We start from the raw sequence: 17303 nt of genomic DNA on the forward strand, positions 1-17303 counted from the left end.
CTAGACGAGATGCCGAGTTGTCTGTTGCGGATGCGGGTACCTCCAGACCCCTGCCGAGTTCACCATCCTGGAACGCGGCGACGTGCGACGTACCCCTTCTCGACGTGGTCGATCTTGCTACTCGGCTCCGCCTGCGCAAAGCAGCCCCCGTTATCTGCGACAACGCCTGTCGGCGTACTCCTGAAAGTGGCTCTGGCAAGATTTTCGTAGGCGAAGATCATCTCGGTGCCACGGTCGGCCGGTCTGTATGACGGGCAGCCTGTGATTGTGCTCTGTTGAACTGGTCAGCCTGTTACCGCAGTTGTCTGATGTGCAGGTGGTCTCGGTTGAGGTTTCCGATGCTGTGGTGGCGGTCCGGGCCCGCACGAGATCCGGTGAACCAGCGGGATGCACGGGATGTGGCCAGCTCAGCGAGTGGTGCCACAGCCGCTACGCACGGCGCCTCGCCGACGTCACGCTCGCAGGCCGGCCTCCGCGCATCGACTTGTCCGTACGCCGCCTGTACTGCGAGAACACGACCTGCCCGAAGGCGACCTTCGCCGAGCAAGTACCAGGCCTGACCGTGCGCTACCAGCGGCGGACACCACGACTGCAGTGCCTGGTGGAGGACATCGGCGTGGTGCTGGCCGGCCGGGGCGGATCCCGGATGCTGCGGATCTTGAATATCAGGCTCTCGCGGGTCGCCGTCCTGTCCCAGCTGATGCGGGTGCCGCTGCCGCCACCTGTAGAGCACGTTGTCGTGGAAGCGGTCGATGATGTCGCCGCGGGTGACCATCTCGGCGGCGGCGAGGTCTTCGAGGGCTTGGCGCTGGGCGGCGTCGTTGGTATCGATTCCGCCGTCGGCCCAGACGCGGAGTAGGACCTCGGCATCGGCGGGCTGGATGGGGCAGCGTATGGCCGGCTGGGTGTTCTTCCGTCCGGTGAGGGCGTCGACCTGGTGCGGGGCGAGCACGTCGAGGCGCGGGGTGACGGTGTACGCGTCGGGTGGGATGTGCAGTAGAACGAGCGGGCCGCCGATGTCGGGGTGGGCACGAAGGTGGTAGAGGGCAGCTTCCAGCCGGGGGCGGTTCCAGGACAGGGCTGCCGCAAGGCCGTCGTCGGTTTGGCGGCCGTACACGGATGCGAGCGCCGTGACGACGTGAGGGCGTCATGGTCGGCGCCGACCGGCCGGCGGTCGACGACCTGACGGTGGCAGGGGCGCTCGAAGAGTTCGTCGGAGCCGGGCATCAGGCCGGCGGGGCTGATGTCGAGGCGCTGGGCGAGTTCGGGCAGGACGCGGACGGGGAGGTCGGGGAGTTCTTCTGGATCTATCTGTTGCCCTGGTCGACGCCGCGGCTGCCATGGCGCCCTTCCACGTCGACCTACCGCCGGGCCGGCCACCGTCCGTCGCGCGGCCGGACGAAATCTACCGATCTTGCTGCCGCAAGCACCGGGCAACGGCACGGGGCAGCGCCACCGGCGACCGCGCTGGCCGCGGCCGTCCTGCCAGGCCAGGCGGCCCGGGACGGTGGAAGCAGGTATGGGGGCACGGCAGGCCATAGCGCCTGCCGCCTGCCCGGGTTGCTCTCCTGTCAGGGGCTGCCGATGGGAGACCAGGATCCTGGTGTGCTGGAGTATTCGTAGATGTTGGAGAGGTCTGCGCTGACGCTGTAGAGGCGGTCCTTGGTCGCGACGAAGGAACTGACGGAATCACCGATGACAGTCCAGATCTTCTTGGACCGGTCGTACTCCTGGAGCTTCCCGCCGGTGGTGTCGGTCGTGTAGAGGGTCGTGGGGCTGGTGAAGATCCGGTCGGTCGCGCCTCGCACCGGGTGCCAGACACCCGGCGTGCCGCTGTATTCGAAGGTGCCCTGGTGGTCGGGGCCGACGCCGTAGAGGTGGCTGGCGGTCGCCGCGAAGGAGCTGCCCGGGCCACCGATGACCGTCCAGGTCTTCTTCGACCCGTCGTACTCCTCGATGTTGCCGGTTCCGCTGTCGGTGGCGTACAGCGTCGTGGGGCTCGTGAAGATCCGGTCGGTCGCGCCTCGCACCGGGTGCCAGACACCCGGCGTGCCGCTGTACTCCATCGTGCCCAGGGTGCCGACGCCGTAGAGGTGGCTGGCGGTCGCCGCGAAGGAGCTGCCCGGGCCACCGATGACCGTCCAGGTCTTCTTCGACCCGTCGTACTCCTCGATGTTGCCGGTGCCGCTGTCGGTGGCGTAGAGCGTCGTGGGGCTCGTGATGATCCGGTTGGTCGCGTGGTTACGGATGACGGTCCAGGCGCCGGCCTTGCCGGTGTACTCCTCGACCTGTGCGTCGGCGGTGATGCGGTAGAGGCGGCTGGAGGTCGCGGCCACTGCGCTGGCCCCGCCGCCCTGGGGCCGGGTCGGCGCCGGCGATGCCTGGGCGGATGACGTCGGGGGCGTGGGCCGGGATTCCTCCGGGGCCGTCGGACCGGTGGATAACGAGCCCGGTTCCACGGGCGCCGTGCTCTGCCGGCCCTGCCCGGGGTCGCCCAGCGAGGACGCGGTGTCGGGCTGGTCCTTCGAGCGCTGGACCTGGTTGGCGATGACGAGGACCGCGACCAGCGCCGCGAGCGCCGCCCACTGCGCAGGTGTCCTCCAGCGCCTCAGCCGGGCCGCGCGCGGGACAAGGCCGGTCGGTGGGGCCGCTTCCGCCGCGTCGGTGCGGGAACTCGGGTCCGCCGGGGCCGCCGGCGGTTGGTCCGGGGCGCTCTGCGCGGCCTCGCCCGGGCGGTTCGGCGCGGCGTCGTCCGAGGCCGGCGGGCTGTCCGCGAACAACCCGGCCGTGTCGTCGCGGACGATCGCCGAAGCCGGAGCCTGGTCAGGGTCGGGAGCAGGGCTGCCCGGGGCCGGGACCGACGTGGGGGCGGGGCCCGGAGCCGGTGCGGCGGCGGGCGGGGCAGGGGTTGCTGCCATGGCGGCGGCGTGGAGGCGGCGTGCCTCCTGGAGCTTGGCACCTCTGGTGCGGGCGTCGCGGGGGAAGCGGTCCTCGATGATCTGGTTGAGGCGGGGCAGCGGAATGATCTTCAGGCCGGAGCGGTACTCGCTCCACACGCTCCTGCTCAGCTGGTACTGCTCCTCCAGCCGGCTCACCGTGTCCTGCGCGATCAGCTCCCGCAGGAACCGCGCGAGGGCGTTCGCCTCGGCCGTGCGGCCCTTTAACGGCCCCGGAAGGCGCCCCGGTCGGTTCATCTCTCCCCCTTCGACGTCCGGCGTGTTCGGTCAAGTTCGCGCAAGTTCGCGGTTGTCCGGTGTCCCTCACCCCGCTGACCTGCGCTGATCCCTCAACGCCCCAACGGATAATCAGATCAGGTTCCAGCGTGGTGTTCCACCGCTTCCGCCAACCAGGACAGCGGGATCACCACAGCGAAGGGACCACCGTGTACCGAGGGTTCATCCGCAGGCCCAAGCGCCTCGCGGCAGTGACGGGGCTGGCCATCGCCGTCGGCCTGGCCGTCGTACCCGCCCAGGCCGACAGCAGGCCCAGCTACGAGTCCCCCGTCTCGACGGGGACCACCGGCCAGGGTGCGGCCCCGGGCGGGCCGGTCACCCGTGACCAGGTCATCGCCCGCGCCAGGCACTGGGTGGAGAAGACCGTTCCCTACAGCCAGTCGCACTGGTGGAAGGACGACGCGACCGGCGGCCGCTACCGGCAGGACTGCTCGGGGTTCGTCTCCATGGCCTGGCAGCTGAAGGACAGCCTCACGACCCAGTCGCTGCCCGACGTCGCAGACAAGCTCGCCGGCTTCTCCGAGCTGGAGGCGGGTGACGCCCTCGACTACCCGGCCGCCCACGCCCTGCTCTTCGGCGGCTGGACCGACAAGGCCAAGGGCGACTTCGTCTACTACAGCGAGAGCCGTGGCGGGCGGCCCGCACTCAAGGAGAGCGCCAACATCCACGACAGCCGCATCGCCGGCCACCCCCGCACCGTGTACGTCCCGCTGCGGTACAAGAAGCTCGTCACCACCCCGGCGCCCGCCCCGGCAGCGACCGCGCCGTCGGGCACGGCGTCGCCCGCCGTTCCTGTACCGCCGGGCCCCACGGGGAAGCCGACCGCGCCGGACGCGACCGCGCCGGCGCCCGCCGCCAAGGCCCCGGCCGCCGCAGCCAGCGAGACGGGAACGAGCTTCGCCGCCACCGACGACCAGCTGTACGCCGTCTCCCCCAACCACTCCGCCGTCTACGAGTACACCGGCAAGGCCGGTACGTGGACGAGGGTCCGCGGTACCACGGGCCGTATCTACACCAGCGGCAGCACCCTCTACGCCACCGACCTCGGCAACGGCGACATCCACCAGTACGACCGCGCCCGCAAGACGTGGACCCGCATCGGCGGCCCCGGCGCGGAGTTCGCCGCCACGAACGGGCGCCTGTACGGCATCAGCCCCGACCGCTCCGCCGTCTACGAGTACACCGGCAAGGCCGGTAGGTGGATCCGGATCGGCGGCCCCGCCGACCGCATCTACGCCGCCGGCGGCACCCTCTACGCCACCGGCCCCCGCGGCGGCAGCATCCACCAGTACGACGGCACGAAGAAGACCTGGACCGTCATCGGCGGCCCCGGAGCGGAGTTCGCCGTCGCCGGCGACCGCCTCTACGGCATCAGCCCCGACCACCAGGGCCTGTACGAGTACACGGGCAAGGCAGGCACGTGGACGAAGGTCCGCGGTGCCACCGGCCACATCTACACCAAGGGCAGCACCCTCTACGCCACCGACGGCGCGGGCGCGGCCGCGATCCACCAGTACGACCGGTCCCGGAAGACCTGGACCGCGATCGGCGGGCCCGGCGCGGACTTCGCCGCCACCCGCGACCGGCTCTACGGCGCCAGCCCCGACCACAGCGGGGTCTGGGAGTACACCGGCCGCCCCGGGGTGTGGATCCGCATCGGCAGCCCGGTCGCACCCTGACCGGCATCGCGCCGCTGGACTCCCTCACACCACTTTGCGTCGAACATCCCAGAAAGGGATCGCAATGAACCCCATCATGCCCACGCACACATGGCAGGCCCCCCGGCGGGCCGGCACCCTGTGGCGCAGGTTCCACGGAGCGTTCCGCATGCTGTGCCTGCTGGCCGTCGGAGTCGTGGCCCTCGGCGTCGCCGCGAACGCCGCCCCCGCCAAAAGGCAGGTCGCACAAGCCTCCGGCCCGGTCGCACTGGAGCAGATCGTCGCCGCCGGGGACTCGGTCTTCGCTCTGGCCGCCGACCACCAGGGCGTCTACGAATGGTCCAAGCACCAGGACAACTGGCAGAAGGTGAAGGGCGCCGCGCAGAAGCTCTATGCAGGCGGTGGCAGCGTGTACGCGATCGAACCGGGCCGCGGCGACATCAGCAAGTACGGCGGCAATCCTGGCCAGTGGAACCGCATCGGCGGCCCCGGCGCCACCTTCGCCGCCACCAGCAAGCACCTCTACGGCATCAGCCCCGACGGCTCCGAGGTCCGGGAGTACACCGGCCGGGGCGAGACGTGGAACAAGGTCGGCGGCCGAGCCAAGAACCTCTACACCGGCCCGGACAGCACCCTGTACGCGACCAACCCGGACACCGGCAACCTCTACAAGTACAACGGTCAGTGGAGCGCCGTCGGCGGCCCCGGCGCCACGTTCGCCGTCACCGACAACAACCTCTACGGGCTGACCCCCGACCGCACCTCGGTGGTCGAGTACGACACGGGTAAGAAGAAGTGGAACAAGGTCGGCGGGCCCGCCGGAAACATCTTCGCCAGCAACACCCTCTACGCCACCAGCCTCGGCACTGGCGACCTCTTCAAGTACAACGGCCGCCCCAACCTGTGGAACCGCATCAGCGGTCCCGCGGCTGCCTTCGCGACCAGCGGAGACCACCTCTACCGCCTCGCCCCCGACCACCGCTCCGTCCAGAAGTACGACGGCAACGGTGCGACGGAGGAGTGGGCCACCCTCGGAGCGCCGGCCGCAGGCCCCGCCCCGTCCGCCGAGGCGAAGACCGCCCTCTACAAGAGCTGGAACCAGCTCGGCGACGAAAGCCGCAAGGCCTGGACGACCGCCCGCGACGAACACCTTCGTGGCGTACCCGACCCCTACGGATTCCGGTGGTCCACGAACTATTGCAACCTCTCCCGCGACATTCCCTTCAAGGAGTTCGACTTCCGGGACGCGTGCGCCCGGCACGACTTCCTGTCCCGCAACTACCGCGACATGTACGGGGAGAAGGCCTTCAGCAACAACCCCGACGGCCAGAGGCACATCGACACCATTCTGCGGGAGGACATGCGCGACACCTGCAAGGACAGGGCCCCCGTTGTGAAGCAGTCGTGCGAGGGCACTGCCTGGACGTACTACACAGTTGTGGCAGATGTCTCGGCCATCCCCGACAGCTTCAACCCGAAGGGGTGGTTCAAGGAACTCGCCGAGGGATTCGCCGGGCCCCCGTGGATGCGATGACCCGACCCGTCACGCGCGGAGAGGCCTGCCTTCGTCAAGGATCTGAACGACCCGCGGTGAATACAGCCGCAAGGCCTTCCAGAACAACGACGACGGCCACAACCACATCGACGTGGTCTTGGAAGACGACTTAATCGGGACCTCCAAGGACCGAGCACTACCCACCTGCCCGGCCAGCACCCAGCTGGCCGGGCAGACGCAGTCCCGGGTCGGGCGGAGCCCCCGTGCCCCGCATCCGCCGCGTGCAACAGCTCCGTCGTGCCGCGCACCAGCGCGCTGCCGTTCCGACACAGCACTGAGAGCAACGCCGAAGTGCGCCCAAGGGCCGCACCATCTGCCCGCCGGGACGTAAGGAGATGGAGCCCCGGACGGCTGACGATCCCGGGTTCTGACCCGCTCACCCCATCGGGGGGTAGCCGTACGTCTGATCGTCCGTCTCCCCCGGGACGACGGGATTGTTCCTCATTTCGCGCACGACCAGGGGAATGAGAGAGGTCACGAACAGGAAGAAACCGCTGCCGGTGAACCACCATCCGGCGGTCGTCAGGTCGGAGGAGCCGGGGGCTTGCTGGAACTGCCCGATGACGAAGAGCACCAAACTGACCACGACGGTGCCCACGGCCACCCGCGCCAGCCCGGCGAAGCCGGCCTCCGTGGACTCCGGAGGCGTCGCGGGACCGGCCGCAGCGGGGGGCGGCACCGGGTTACCGGCACCGGCGGTGGCCTGCGTTGCCGCCCCGGCAACACGCGACTTGCCTGCGGCTTCGCCGTCCTCCCGCGCGGCGGGATGCCGGTCGAGGACCTGCCCGACCGCCTGCAGCGCCGGGGCGAACATCGTGTCCTCATCGTGCCGGCCCTGCTTCTCCTGTTCGGCTTCGGCCGCCGCCAGTTCCACCTGCAGGCCCACCAGGTCCTCGCGCAGCCGGGCCGACTCCACGCGCAGCTGGTCGCGTTCCTGTCGTAGGGCGCTCGCCTCTGCGGCCGAGTCCTCCAGCAGGCTGCGGACGGCCTGGATCTTGTTCTCCTGCGCGAGCAGGTCCTGGCGCAGGCGGGCTTCCTCCTCTTCCCGGCCCCGCAACTGCTCCTCGCCCTCGACTCGGGCCTGGTGGAACTGGTCGTCGAAGTCGGTGCGGTCGCGTCGGCGGGCGTCCTGTTCCTCCTGGAGCAGGGTGCGCAGGCGGGCGGTCTCCTGCTGATGGTGCTGTTGCCGGGTACAGAGTTCGTCCTCGGCGGCGGTGAGGGCCTGGCTGGTGGTCTCGTGGCGGGCCAGGAGGTCGTCGTAGTCCGCCTGCTGTCGGCGGTGCTCTCCGGTCACGGTTTCCAGACGGGCCTGCACACGGTCGTGCAGGAGGACGGTCTCCTCGTACGCGTCGGCCATCACCAGGCGGTCGGCGAAAGCCGGGTGCGCCTCCCCCAGGGCGGCGGTGTGCATGCGCAGCAACTGGGCCCTCACCTCGTCGGTCACCCCGCAGAGCTGGATGATCGCCTCGACGGTGGAGCGCTGGGGAAGCCGGTCTCCTGAGAGGTTCCTCGACAGGGTCGAAGTGCTCGTCTCCGCACCTGGGGCGACGTTCTTACTCGCCAGGTCCGCGGCCGCGATCAGGGACCGGAGGTGCTGCACGAGCGCCAGCTTGTGCGGACGATTCTCGAAGACTTTCGGATTCAGCTTCTTCAGCGGCCGACGCGCCGGCCGGGGCGGTCCGCCGCCGGGGGTTCCTCCGTCGCCAGTTCCCTCCTCGGCAACACCCGTCATGTCTGTTCCCCCAGTTGACAGCTACGGAAAGAAGATCGTTTCCCTTGGCGCACCCGCTTGCGGGACGCAACTCTCTAACCACACCCCGAGGAGTGCAGCCTCGATGGCAGCCCGGCAGGGGGTGACGTTCCGCGACCTTCTATGTACTGAGGAGAACCATCATGCCGAGCCGTCCTGCCCCGCGTCGCAGCTTTCCCGTCGATCTCGCCGTATTCCTGGCGATCCTGGCCACCGGCGTCATCCTCGTCCTCGTCGGTCACGTCTCCCCCGAAGCCCTTGCCGGGTACGCCTCCGCTCTCGCCGGCCTCTACGCCGCCTACCACCACCGCCCCACCCGCACACAACGGGAATCGCCCGAGACCTCGCCCACCCCCGCCGGGGAAGGCCAGAAGGATTGACCGCCTCTGACCGCCCACGCGTCGGCGCTCGGCGACCTCCGTTTCAGGGAGGATCCCGAGCGCCGCTGCCCGTCTCCGGCGCCGACAGAACGCCACAGGACCTACCGGGGCTGCTCAGCTACAGGCGAATGGGTCGTTGAGCGGCCTAGTTGGCCAGAGCAGGGTGATGGTGAGGCAAGCACCGCGTGCCAATACGAGTGCGGTTCAAGATCTATTGCCGTTGGGCTGTCCTCCCGGGACCGAAGGGTGATGCTGATGCCGTCAGTGAAGGGAGCCCTGCATGGCCTCCGAACAGCTACCAAAGCCTCACGCTTCGCCCATAGGCCCAGCCGATGGGCTTGAAACCACCTCGTCAGCTCCTCACAGGTACAAGATCTGTGCCGATGGGCGGCTCTACAAACTGAGCGTCGCCAGTCTTCCTGCCGAGTTCGCAGGCCCTTCGCCGAAATATGACGGCCCGGCGCCTGACGTGATGGAGGCCGTCTGGGCACGGGAGGCAGCGGTGACAGGAGACAGTAACGCCATAGACCGCTTCACCGCCCGGGTGCTGGTCCTGCGGCAGGGCGGCCAGTGGCGGGAGGCTGTATCGACGGCCCTCCTGGGGGACTGGGCACTCGCGCTCGATACTCCTGATGGCCTCCCCTACACGTCAGCAGTCGCCGACCTGCGCACTGAGGCGCTGGTGCTTCACCGACAACTGACACCGCTCTGGCGACGGAGGACCGGAGGCTCGCGAGTGCTGCTCTTGGATACTCCCCTCGGAGACGGGATCACGCTGTACGACCTGATCATCGGGAGTCCATCCACCCAAGAGTTGGCGCTTGGAGCCGAGCCAGACGACGCCCGATTGCGTGCCGTCCTCAACGCTCTCTCACCGGAGGAACGGAAGGTCGCCTTGGCCTGGGCGCGACCGGAAGTAGCCACCTGGACGGAGGCAGCCGCGGCCGCGGCCGTTGCCGAAGCCGATTCAATGGCTCTCGGCGAACGAGTACGACGCAAACTCAAGCGGCTAGGGAAGCTACAGGCCGAACGGACTGCAGCCTCAGCGGCATACAAGACCGAGTGGGGCCTCCGATGAGCCTGCTCACCGCCGCGGTGCCCGAGTTTCTCGGAAGCCTGGCCGCCGCGATCACATTGGCTGCGGGAGCCCGGGTCTTCCGCGCGGTTCGCTACCGCCGGCATGCAACACATGGCGCGACACGCGCTCCTGCACCCCCCAGTGCACAACGAGCCGCCTCAGACGATCATTCGAATACGTGACCACCAGCGCTTCCTGCATGAGGTCCGCCGGACGCCGAAAACGGGCGCCGGGTCCGCTGCGACGGCGAGATCCGCGGCCGAGCCATCGGACCCGGCGATCTCCTGGAGTTCCTGCGACGGGCTGGCCTGGACCCGGGCGACGTCCGCCTCGATGACGCACGCCTGACCGAGTGGCGCGGCGGCGGGCCAGCCGTCTGGACCCCGGATGCCCGCGAGAAGTGAGCGAGTCCGGGTGAGGGGGCCCTGCGGAAGCTGTGAGTGAAGCTCCGAACGCGGCGGAGGGGAGCCACCCAAATTTGGGTGGCTCCCCTCCGCCGTGCCGTGATCAGCGCTTCCTGCACGGCCGGAACGCGGACGGGTGGCGATCTGCCCGGTCCCTGTGCCGCTCATCCATCCGGGGGGGGTAGTCGTACGTCTGGTCGTACCGGGCGCGCTAATGGCCGCGAGCCCGCAGGGCGCAGGGGTCGGGTTTGGTCTGGGCCGGTGATGTGGTTGGCGTCGGTGAGGTGCTGGGCGTGGGGGTAGGGCTCGGTGTGGGTGAGCTGCTCGGTGTGGGAGAGGGGTTCGTTGAAGCGCTGGAGGACGGCACGTTCTGAAAGAAGCCAGAGGGGGGCGTGCCGGAAGGCCAGATGATGGCCGCCGGCTCGTAGGCGAACGCCGCCTGCTGCACCTGTCCCCGGCCTTCGAGACCAGCTCGGGGCATGAGCTGGTCGGCGGCTTGGGCCTGGTTGGGCTGACAGGTGCCAGGGGTCCCGGTGAGGGAGTCCCCCGCCAGGACCGCGGCCAGGGCCAGACCGGCCACCGCGGTCGCCGCGGCCAACGGACGTAACGCGGGGCGCAGGACGAGGGCTTTCCCCTGGCGCCACAACAGCACGCCGGAGCCAGCGGAGCCGGCGGCGCCAGCCCGAGTGTGCGGGCCGTCGCCTTCTCGCGGTGGCGACCCGTGTGCTTGGGCGGCCGTGCGGCGGGCGCGCTCTATGAGCTCGTCGGCGTCGTGCCGGGCCTGGGCGCGTACTTGGGCGGCGTCGGCTTCCGCGGTCGTGCGGATGCGGTCCGCCTCCGCGTGGGCGTCCTTGCGGACGGCTTCGGCTTCCAGGGTGGCATCGTCGAGGGTCTGCCGCACGGTAGCGCGGACCCGTCTACTTGCAGGCTGGGCCTGGCGCTGGAGCAGCTTCACGTCCTGCCAGCGGCCGCGCCAGGCATCCGCGAGTTCGGGATCGACCCGGAACCCGGCCGCAGCGGCCGGATCCAGGTCCCCGGGAGTGGTGACGACCCGGACGAACTCGAGCAGTGCCTCCCGCGAGGTGAAGCGCGTGCCGGCCAGCATCTCGTTGAGACCGGCCTTGGTCAGCCTCGGCCTCACCGCGGCAGCGGCAATCGTCGCGTAGGACGGAGCGCCATTGGTGATGTGCAGCCGGTTCAGCTCATGCGTGAACTCCCGCAGCGCGTTCTCGAACGCGGTGATGGCGGTGGCGTCGTGCGGTTCGATCCCGGGATCTTCTTCTGTCACCGGATCACCCCCCTTGTCCGGAAAGCAACGCTAGAGGGCCCCGACGCCGTACGTACACGGAATCTGTCGAACGATGCTGAACGCCTGACGGCGTTCGAGATCAGGCCCGTTCCCCAGGGCTGTGACCAGCGGTGTCCGGGTCCATGCGGGCCCGTACGGATCACTAGGAACCCGCCCCGGTGACCGCTCTCCTGGAGACATGACCCACAACGACGCGACACCCCAGACACCCGACCCCGTACGGCCCCCCACCCAGCCGGAGCCGCCCGCACCCCCGGCAGCGCCCCGGAACGGAACCCACGACACCTTCGTGCTGATCGCCCTCCTCGGCACCTGCGCAGGCGTCTACCTCGCCGTCGGGGAAGCCGGCTTCGCAGGCGTCATCAGCGCCGTCGCCGGCCTCTACGGCACCTGGCGCATGCGCCACTGAACCCGTGAAGGATCGAACAGCTCATCCGGCTCTCCCGCAGACCGCCCGTCCGTTCCTTCCCCAGGCTCTGCCCGGCGTGGAGGCTGGAGGCTCCCGGGCGGTCATGATGCCGTTTACGTCTAGCGCTTTGTGAAGTCGTGCACTGGCCACGGGGAGAGGTCGAAGACCACCAGAGCCACCCAGGCCAGGTAGATGGCGACCGCCAGAATGCGGGCGGGCAACTTCGGTACGCGTGCAATCCTGAGCCCCCCGTACACGGGCAGAAGGCCGATGAGAGTTCCCGCGAACACGTCACCAAACCTGAGGTTCCCCCGCAGTGCGGGAGTGGCTGACTAGCTGGTCAGGGCGGGTTGACGTGGTTTCAGGTTCACTTGTTCGGTCGTTGCCTGGTTGGCGTAGTGCTTTTCCTCGTACTCGATGGGGCTGAGATAGCCGAGCTGTTTCTGGATGCGGCGGGGGTTGTAGAAGCCGTCGATGTACTCAAAGAGCGCGAGGTTCGCTTCGGCTCTGGTGGCGAAGGCCCGTCCGCGGATGCACTCGGTCTTGATCACCATCCACAGGTTCTCGGCGAGGGCGTTGTCGTACGAGTCGCCGACCGAGCCCATGGACGCCTGGATCCCGGCCCTGACCAGGCGTGTTGTGAGCTTCACGGACGTGTATTGACAGCCGTGATCGGCGTGGTGAATGAGCTGGCCGGGGGTGACTTCGCGGCTGGCCAGGGCGTATTCCAGCGAGGTGAGGACCAGGTCGGCGTCGGCGCGGGCGGAGGCTTCCCAGGCCACTACGCGGCGGGAGAACGCGTCGCGGATCGCGGAGAGCCACAGTGGGCCCTCCCCGGTGGGGATCATGGTCAGGTCGGTGACCCACAGCCGGTTCGGCCGGTTCGCGGTGAAGTCGCGTTGCACCAGGTCAGGGGCCGGATCCGCGTCTGGGTCACGTCGGGTGAAGCTCTTGCCCCGGCGTGGGCTGATTCCGGCGAGGCCGGCCTGGCGCATGAGCCGTTCGATGCGTTTGCGGCCGACATGGACACCCTCGCGCTTGAGGACGGCGTGCACACGGGGTGAGCCATAGACCCCGCCGGACTCGTCGTGGACCTGACGGATCCTGCTGGTCAGCTCGGCGTCTCGGCGGTGCCGTTCGCACGGCTCGGTCTCGGCCTGGCGCCAGCGGTAGTAGGTGGAGGAGGGGATGTTCAGTTCCCGGAGTACGGGCTCGACCCCCAGGTGCGGGTGCTCGTCGACGAGCGCGGTCACCTGGGCCGGGTCGGGTCGAGCTGGGCCGCGAAAAAAGCCGAGGCCGTCCGCAGGACCTCGTTCGCCCGCTTGAGCTGGGCATTCTCCCTGCGCAAGGCGGCCAGCTCCTCACGCTCGGCGGTGGTGAGCATGTCGCCTCGCTCGCCGGCGTCGGCCTCGGCCTGGCGGATCCAGTTGCGCAGGGCCTCGTGGTGCACGCCGAGTTCCTCGGCCATGCGGCGGATCACGGGCTTCGGCTCGGCCGTGCGGTACATCCGGACCGCACGCTCACGCAACTCCAGCGGGTACTTCCTCGGGGCAGGCATCGTCTGGGCTCCTCTCATGAGACCCATCTGACCCTCTGTCACCCATCCCCGCATCTCGGGGGAACCTCAACCCTGCGCTACCGCCTTGAAGGAAGACGACCCGGCTCTGGCCGATCAGGTAACTGAGCACGCCGAATGACACCACCACCACACCTGCGAATGCTCGCATCATCGCGATGTCAAAGAAGGACTCCTTCTCAGCCTGGGCCGCGTCCCGCTCATCGTCACGCTCCACGAGGCCGGACCAGACCGCCGCCTGCCTTGCGCGGCTCCGGCGCGCAGCGGCCGGGCCAGGGTCTGCGCCGGCAGCCGCGTCCCGCAGAACGGGCCCGAGGTGCGCAGGGCCTGGTGAGTGGAGTGCTGGGGCCAGACGGGCGGGGCCGGCTGCGCGCAGAGGCCCGTTGAAAGGACGTCCTCCGAGATGGAATCGACCGAGCAGTCGCCCGCGGATCGTCTGCATGCTGGGCAGCCGTTCACCCCTTGTCCGTTTTGTCGGCTTTGCCGACTCCTCGCTTTGCTGCCACGCAGGTTGCTGAGGTGTTCCCCCGTCGCCGCGCACCCCCGGCCTGTCCCAGGGTGAGAGGTGTCCCGGACGGGCCCGACGGCTCGCCTGCGGACCCGTCGACGAGGAGGAGCCAGCCATGCCGGACACCCTGAAGGCCGCCGTCTGCGAGCCCAGCCTGACCCCCCGCGAGCGCCAGGTCGTGGCGCTGCTCGTGGGCGGCGAGACGTACTGCGGCATCGGCCGGATGCTGGGCATCAGCCCGCACACCGTCGACACGCACCTGCGCCGGCTGCGCGACAAGACCGGCACGGCCAACCGCACCCAGCTCGTGGTTTTCGCCCTCCAGCGCGGTTACGTCTCCTGAGCCCCACCAGGCGCGCTTGATTTTGCCCGACTCTGCTGGCATTTGCGGGAATCTGAGCACCCTTCACTTTGCGGTCACGCACGTTGGTGAAGGGCCCGCTCCCGTACGTACGCCACCGGTCCGCGCCAGTGTTGTCCACGCACCGCAGCCGCACCACACACCGCACCGGGCCCGCTCAGCGGGCGGGCCCCGCCACGTCCCTGGGGAAACCATGCCGAAGCGCCTCGCCCTGCTCCTCACCGCCGTCGCCGCCGCCGCCCTGCTGGCCTTCCAGCCCGCTTCCCCCGCGTACGCCGACGACGTCGACTGCGGCCACATCGTGCTCCAGTCGACCGGCACGTCCCTCTCCGAAACGGAGTTCCAGGCGGGCGGCGATGGCCGGATGGAGCCGTGCGACACCTCCTGGGGCGGCTGATCCCCGCTGGGGACGCTAGGCCGGCGCCAGGTCGGTGAGCACGTACCGTCCCCCGGGCGTCAGCTCCACCGACCAGGACCAACGGGCCGGGATGTACAGCACCTCCCCCGAGCGCAGCCGGCACTGGAAGCCGTCCGCGCCCACGCCGCCCCGGTCACCGGACAGGCGCCACGTCCCCGCCCCCTCGATCTGATGGACCACTCGGTGCGCGGCGGGACCGCCCGTCCCGCCGCTCCGGGCCACCAGGTCCGTACCCGGGCCGAGTTCGAGGGCCAGCCCGTCGAGCACCTGCGACCACTCCGGGGCGCCCAGGGCCGGATGCTCGTACTCGGGCCACAGCACACCCGGCGCCCGGTCCAGATGGACCGACAGGAACAGCACCAGCTCCGTGAGATGGGCCGCGCGCTCTGCCGCCGCCCAGGGCGCGATGGTCCCGCCGCCGTCCATGCCCCGCCCCCGCTCCTCGTTCGAGACGCCGCCCGTCAGACGTCCTGCCCGGGCGGTACGACCAGCATCGGGCACCTGGCGCCCTCCGACCAGCCGCGAAAGTCCGCTCCCGAGAACACGCGACGCGACGGCGGTGCTCAGCCCGCGTCCGCTCCGGACGGCGGCTGCCCCTCGAAACCGCCGCCTGCCGCCAGCAGCCCCTGAGCAGCCGCGTGGGCACCCGCCTGGAAGCGGCTGGCGGCGCCCAGCTCCTCCATGATGTCGGCGATGTGACGGCGTGCCGTGCGCAGCGACATCCCGAGCCGCCGGGCGATGGCCTCGTCCTTGAGCCCGGCCGCGAGCAGCCGGACGATCGTCTCGTGGATCTCCCGGGAGACCTCTTCGAGCCCCTGGTCGGCGGCGTCGGCGAAGGGTGTGGCCCGGTCCCAGGTCTGCTCGAAGATCTCGCAGAGGTAGGCGACCGTGGACGGCTCCCGTATGACGACGGCACCCCAGCTGTCGTCCCTGACCGGGATGAACGCCACCTCGCGGTCGAACACGATGAGCCGGCCGAACAGCTCGTGCGCGGTGCGGTACTGGCCGCCCAGCGCCGACGCGGCGGCCACGTACGCCTGGCTGGGCCCGTTGAAGCGGGCCGTGTGGTGGTAGAGCGTACGCAGCCGGATCCCGCGTGCCAGCATCGCCCGGTCCCGCACCAGCGCCTCCTGCATCGCCTCCGGGACCCGCGCCCCGCCCCCGGGCTGGCTGGTCAGGACCTCCATGCGGCAGCGGTCCGAGGCCTGGTTGAGGGTGTTACGGACGTCCTGCACGTTCTCCAGGAGCTCCAACCCCTCACCGCGCGTGCGCCGCTGGTGGTAGCGGGCGACGAACGGGCCGAGGTCCTCGCGCATCCCGGCGAGCCCGGCCTGCTGCTCCCGTATCCGTGCCTCCACGGGCGCGGCGAGCTGCGCCAGCGCCGTCTCGGGTGCCACCGCGAACACCGCCTGCGACCCGCCGGGACCGGTCTGCGCGTGCAGCAGCCGGGCCCGCCGCAGCCGCTCCAGGCTCGCCCCGGCCTCCTCGGCGGTGATCCCCACGCCCTCGGCAACGGCCTCCGGCTCGCCCGTCCGCTGCTCCAGCACCCAGCCGTACACGGCCAGGTCGGTCTCCCCCAGCCCCTGGGCCGCTTCGAACAGTCCCGATTCCCCCTGCACTGCCACCCCTTGCCCGTCGCCGCCGGCCCGACAGGTCGTGCCGGCCGCCGGCGCATTGGATGCCCGGGCCAGGATAGGCAGAAGAGATCACCGGACGGCAGACGGACAGCCCCCGAGCACAGGGCATCGGGGGCTGTCCGCATCCGTCCGTAGGGATAGGAGGAGGAGTACGAGGAGACGTCACGCAGCGCGCATGGCGTCACGGGCGAGGGCGACCAGCGTCCGGGGAGTCAGGGCGTCCACCGCACGGCGCTGGTGCTCGATCAGCGTCGCGGCGGCCTCGGTCAGCTCCCGGTCGTCCAGCGGCCGCCCCGGGATGTGCGCCCCGTCGGCGAGGATCGCCTGCAACAGGGCGTACAGGTTCGCGGTGCCCGCCTCGCGCACGGTCAGCGACAGATGCACGGACGGCGCGTCCCCCACGGCGTCGGCGCGGTGCGCGAACCCCCGCGGTACGTACAGCACCTCGCCCGGCCGCAGCACGGTCTCCAGGAGCACGTCACCCGGGTCGCCGTCCTCCCGGGCCGGCTCCCAGTTGCCGTCGCGCGGGCCGGCGTGGATGTGCCAGCGCTTCTCGCCGCTGATCTGGATCGCGAGGACGTCGGCGTCGTCGCGGTGCAGGGGGCGGCCCTGGGTGCCGGCCGGGGTGCGGAAGAGGAACGCCTCCACCTGCCGGCCGAGTTGCTCGCCCAGCCCCGCGGTCAGCTCCCGCACGCCCTGGTGCCACTGGTCGACGTACCGCAGGAGTACGGTGGCCCGCTCCTCCTCGACCAGGCGCCGTACGAGGTCCCCGTCCGCGTAGTCCTCGACGAGCTCACCGAGCACCACCCGCGGGGTGCAGAACCGCTCGACGGGCACGTGGCTGTCCGCGTGGACCAGCCCGATGTACGGAACTTTGAGCAGCCCCGCATCGAGAAGAGCATCCGGCTCGGCGGCGCCGATCACGTCCACCGGGGGGTATTCGGGACGCAGCACAGCGGGTGCGCGGCGCCAGTGCGCGGCGAAGAACTCCTGCTCGTCGCCCACGCATCGGGTCAGCCAGTCCATC

The 17303-nt window shown here is 70.1% G+C and carries 17 protein-coding genes; 9 read left to right on the plus strand and 8 right to left on the minus strand.

What is annotated here, in order from left to right; genetic code table 11:
- Positions 1-265 precede the first annotated feature (265 nt).
- Positions 266-859, plus strand: coding sequence for a transposase family protein (locus OG737_RS34115; RefSeq protein ID WP_331723474.1), 594 nt, complete (start codon positions 266-268; stop codon positions 857-859).
- Between the two features lie 290 nt (positions 860-1149).
- On the plus strand, positions 1150-1623 hold the full coding sequence (locus OG737_RS34120) for a hypothetical protein (protein WP_331723475.1): 474 nt from the start codon (positions 1150-1152) through the stop codon (positions 1621-1623).
- On the opposite strand, the gene OG737_RS34125 is transcribed toward OG737_RS34120, so the two are convergent.
- Positions 1572-3194 carry a hypothetical protein gene (locus OG737_RS34125; protein ID WP_328930580.1) on the minus strand — a complete coding sequence of 541 codons (1623 nt, stop codon included), beginning with the start codon at positions 3192-3194 and terminating at the stop codon, positions 1572-1574. The genes OG737_RS34120 and OG737_RS34125 overlap by 52 nt on opposite strands.
- A 188-nt stretch (positions 3195-3382) precedes the next feature.
- Between OG737_RS34125 and OG737_RS34130 the strand changes: the two genes are divergently transcribed.
- Both OG737_RS34130 and OG737_RS34135 read left to right on the plus strand, forming a co-directional pair.
- Positions 3383-4912: a hypothetical protein gene (locus OG737_RS34130; protein WP_405681547.1), complete on the plus strand. Its 1530-nt coding sequence runs from the start codon at positions 3383-3385 to the stop codon at positions 4910-4912.
- Positions 4913-4988: 76 nt separating this feature from the next.
- Positions 4989-6425 carry a phospholipase A2 gene (locus OG737_RS34135; RefSeq protein WP_331723477.1) on the plus strand — a complete coding sequence of 479 codons (1437 nt, stop codon included), beginning with the start codon at positions 4989-4991 and terminating at the stop codon, positions 6423-6425.
- A 397-nt stretch (positions 6426-6822) separates the two neighbouring features.
- On the opposite strand, the gene OG737_RS34140 is transcribed toward OG737_RS34135, so the two are convergent.
- The gene (locus OG737_RS34140) at positions 6823-8046 is read right to left on the minus strand and encodes a helix-turn-helix domain-containing protein (RefSeq protein ID WP_328930582.1); all 1224 of its coding nucleotides are present in this window, start codon (positions 8044-8046) and stop codon (positions 6823-6825) included.
- A gap of 293 nt (positions 8047-8339) precedes the next feature.
- Between OG737_RS34140 and OG737_RS34145 the strand changes: the two genes are divergently transcribed.
- Entirely contained in the window at positions 8340-8576 is a 237-nt protein-coding gene (locus OG737_RS34145; RefSeq protein WP_328930583.1) for a hypothetical protein, read from the plus strand.
- A gap of 280 nt (positions 8577-8856) precedes the next feature.
- Positions 8857-9654: a hypothetical protein gene (locus tag OG737_RS34150; RefSeq protein WP_328930584.1), complete on the plus strand. Its 798-nt coding sequence runs from the start codon at positions 8857-8859 to the stop codon at positions 9652-9654.
- Positions 9655-10269: 615 nt separating this feature from the next.
- Here the strand turns inward: OG737_RS34150 and OG737_RS34155 are convergent.
- Complete coding sequence (locus OG737_RS34155; protein WP_328930585.1) at positions 10270-11346, minus strand: hypothetical protein; 1077 nt, start codon at positions 11344-11346, stop codon at positions 10270-10272.
- Positions 11347-11545: 199 nt separating this feature from the next.
- Between OG737_RS34155 and OG737_RS34160 the strand changes: the two genes are divergently transcribed.
- Entirely contained in the window at positions 11546-11776 is a 231-nt protein-coding gene (locus OG737_RS34160) for a hypothetical protein (protein WP_328930586.1), read from the plus strand.
- Between the two features lie 332 nt (positions 11777-12108).
- On the opposite strand, the gene OG737_RS34165 is transcribed toward OG737_RS34160, so the two are convergent.
- The gene (locus OG737_RS34165; protein ID WP_331723479.1) at positions 12109-13029 is read right to left on the minus strand and encodes an IS3 family transposase; all 921 of its coding nucleotides are present in this window, start codon (positions 13027-13029) and stop codon (positions 12109-12111) included.
- On the minus strand, positions 13026-13334 hold the full coding sequence (locus OG737_RS34170) for a transposase (protein WP_405680828.1): 309 nt from the start codon (positions 13332-13334) through the stop codon (positions 13026-13028). Before OG737_RS34170 ends, OG737_RS34165 begins: the two co-directional genes overlap by 4 nt.
- A gap of 641 nt (positions 13335-13975) precedes the next feature.
- Here OG737_RS34170 and OG737_RS34175 point away from each other — a divergent pair.
- The gene (locus OG737_RS34175) at positions 13976-14203 is read left to right on the plus strand and encodes a helix-turn-helix transcriptional regulator (RefSeq protein ID WP_328930588.1); all 228 of its coding nucleotides are present in this window, start codon (positions 13976-13978) and stop codon (positions 14201-14203) included.
- 211 nt (positions 14204-14414) lie between these two features.
- A complete protein-coding gene (locus tag OG737_RS34180; protein ID WP_328930589.1) occupies positions 14415-14618 on the plus strand; it encodes a hypothetical protein in 204 nt (67 codons plus the stop codon).
- Between the two features lie 15 nt (positions 14619-14633).
- Here OG737_RS34180 and OG737_RS34185 read toward each other — a convergent pair whose 3' ends face one another.
- The 3 genes from OG737_RS34185 to OG737_RS34195 form a co-directional block, all read right to left on the minus strand.
- Positions 14634-15140, minus strand: a complete 507-nt coding sequence (locus OG737_RS34185) for a hypothetical protein (RefSeq protein WP_328930590.1) — start codon at positions 15138-15140, stop codon at positions 14634-14636.
- A gap of 62 nt (positions 15141-15202) precedes the next feature.
- Positions 15203-16258 (minus strand): helix-turn-helix transcriptional regulator, encoded by a 1056-nt coding sequence (locus OG737_RS34190; protein ID WP_328930591.1) that lies wholly within the window; start codon positions 16256-16258, stop codon positions 15203-15205.
- A 180-nt stretch (positions 16259-16438) separates the two neighbouring features.
- Entirely contained in the window at positions 16439-17302 is an 864-nt protein-coding gene (locus OG737_RS34195; protein WP_328930592.1) for a JmjC domain-containing protein, read from the minus strand.
- Position 17303: the final 1 nt, after the last annotated feature.

Origin of the sequence: Streptomyces sp. NBC_00122 (genome assembly GCF_045160845.1) — a bacterium.
Taxonomy (GTDB): Bacteria; Actinomycetota; Actinomycetes; order Streptomycetales; family Streptomycetaceae; genus Streptomyces.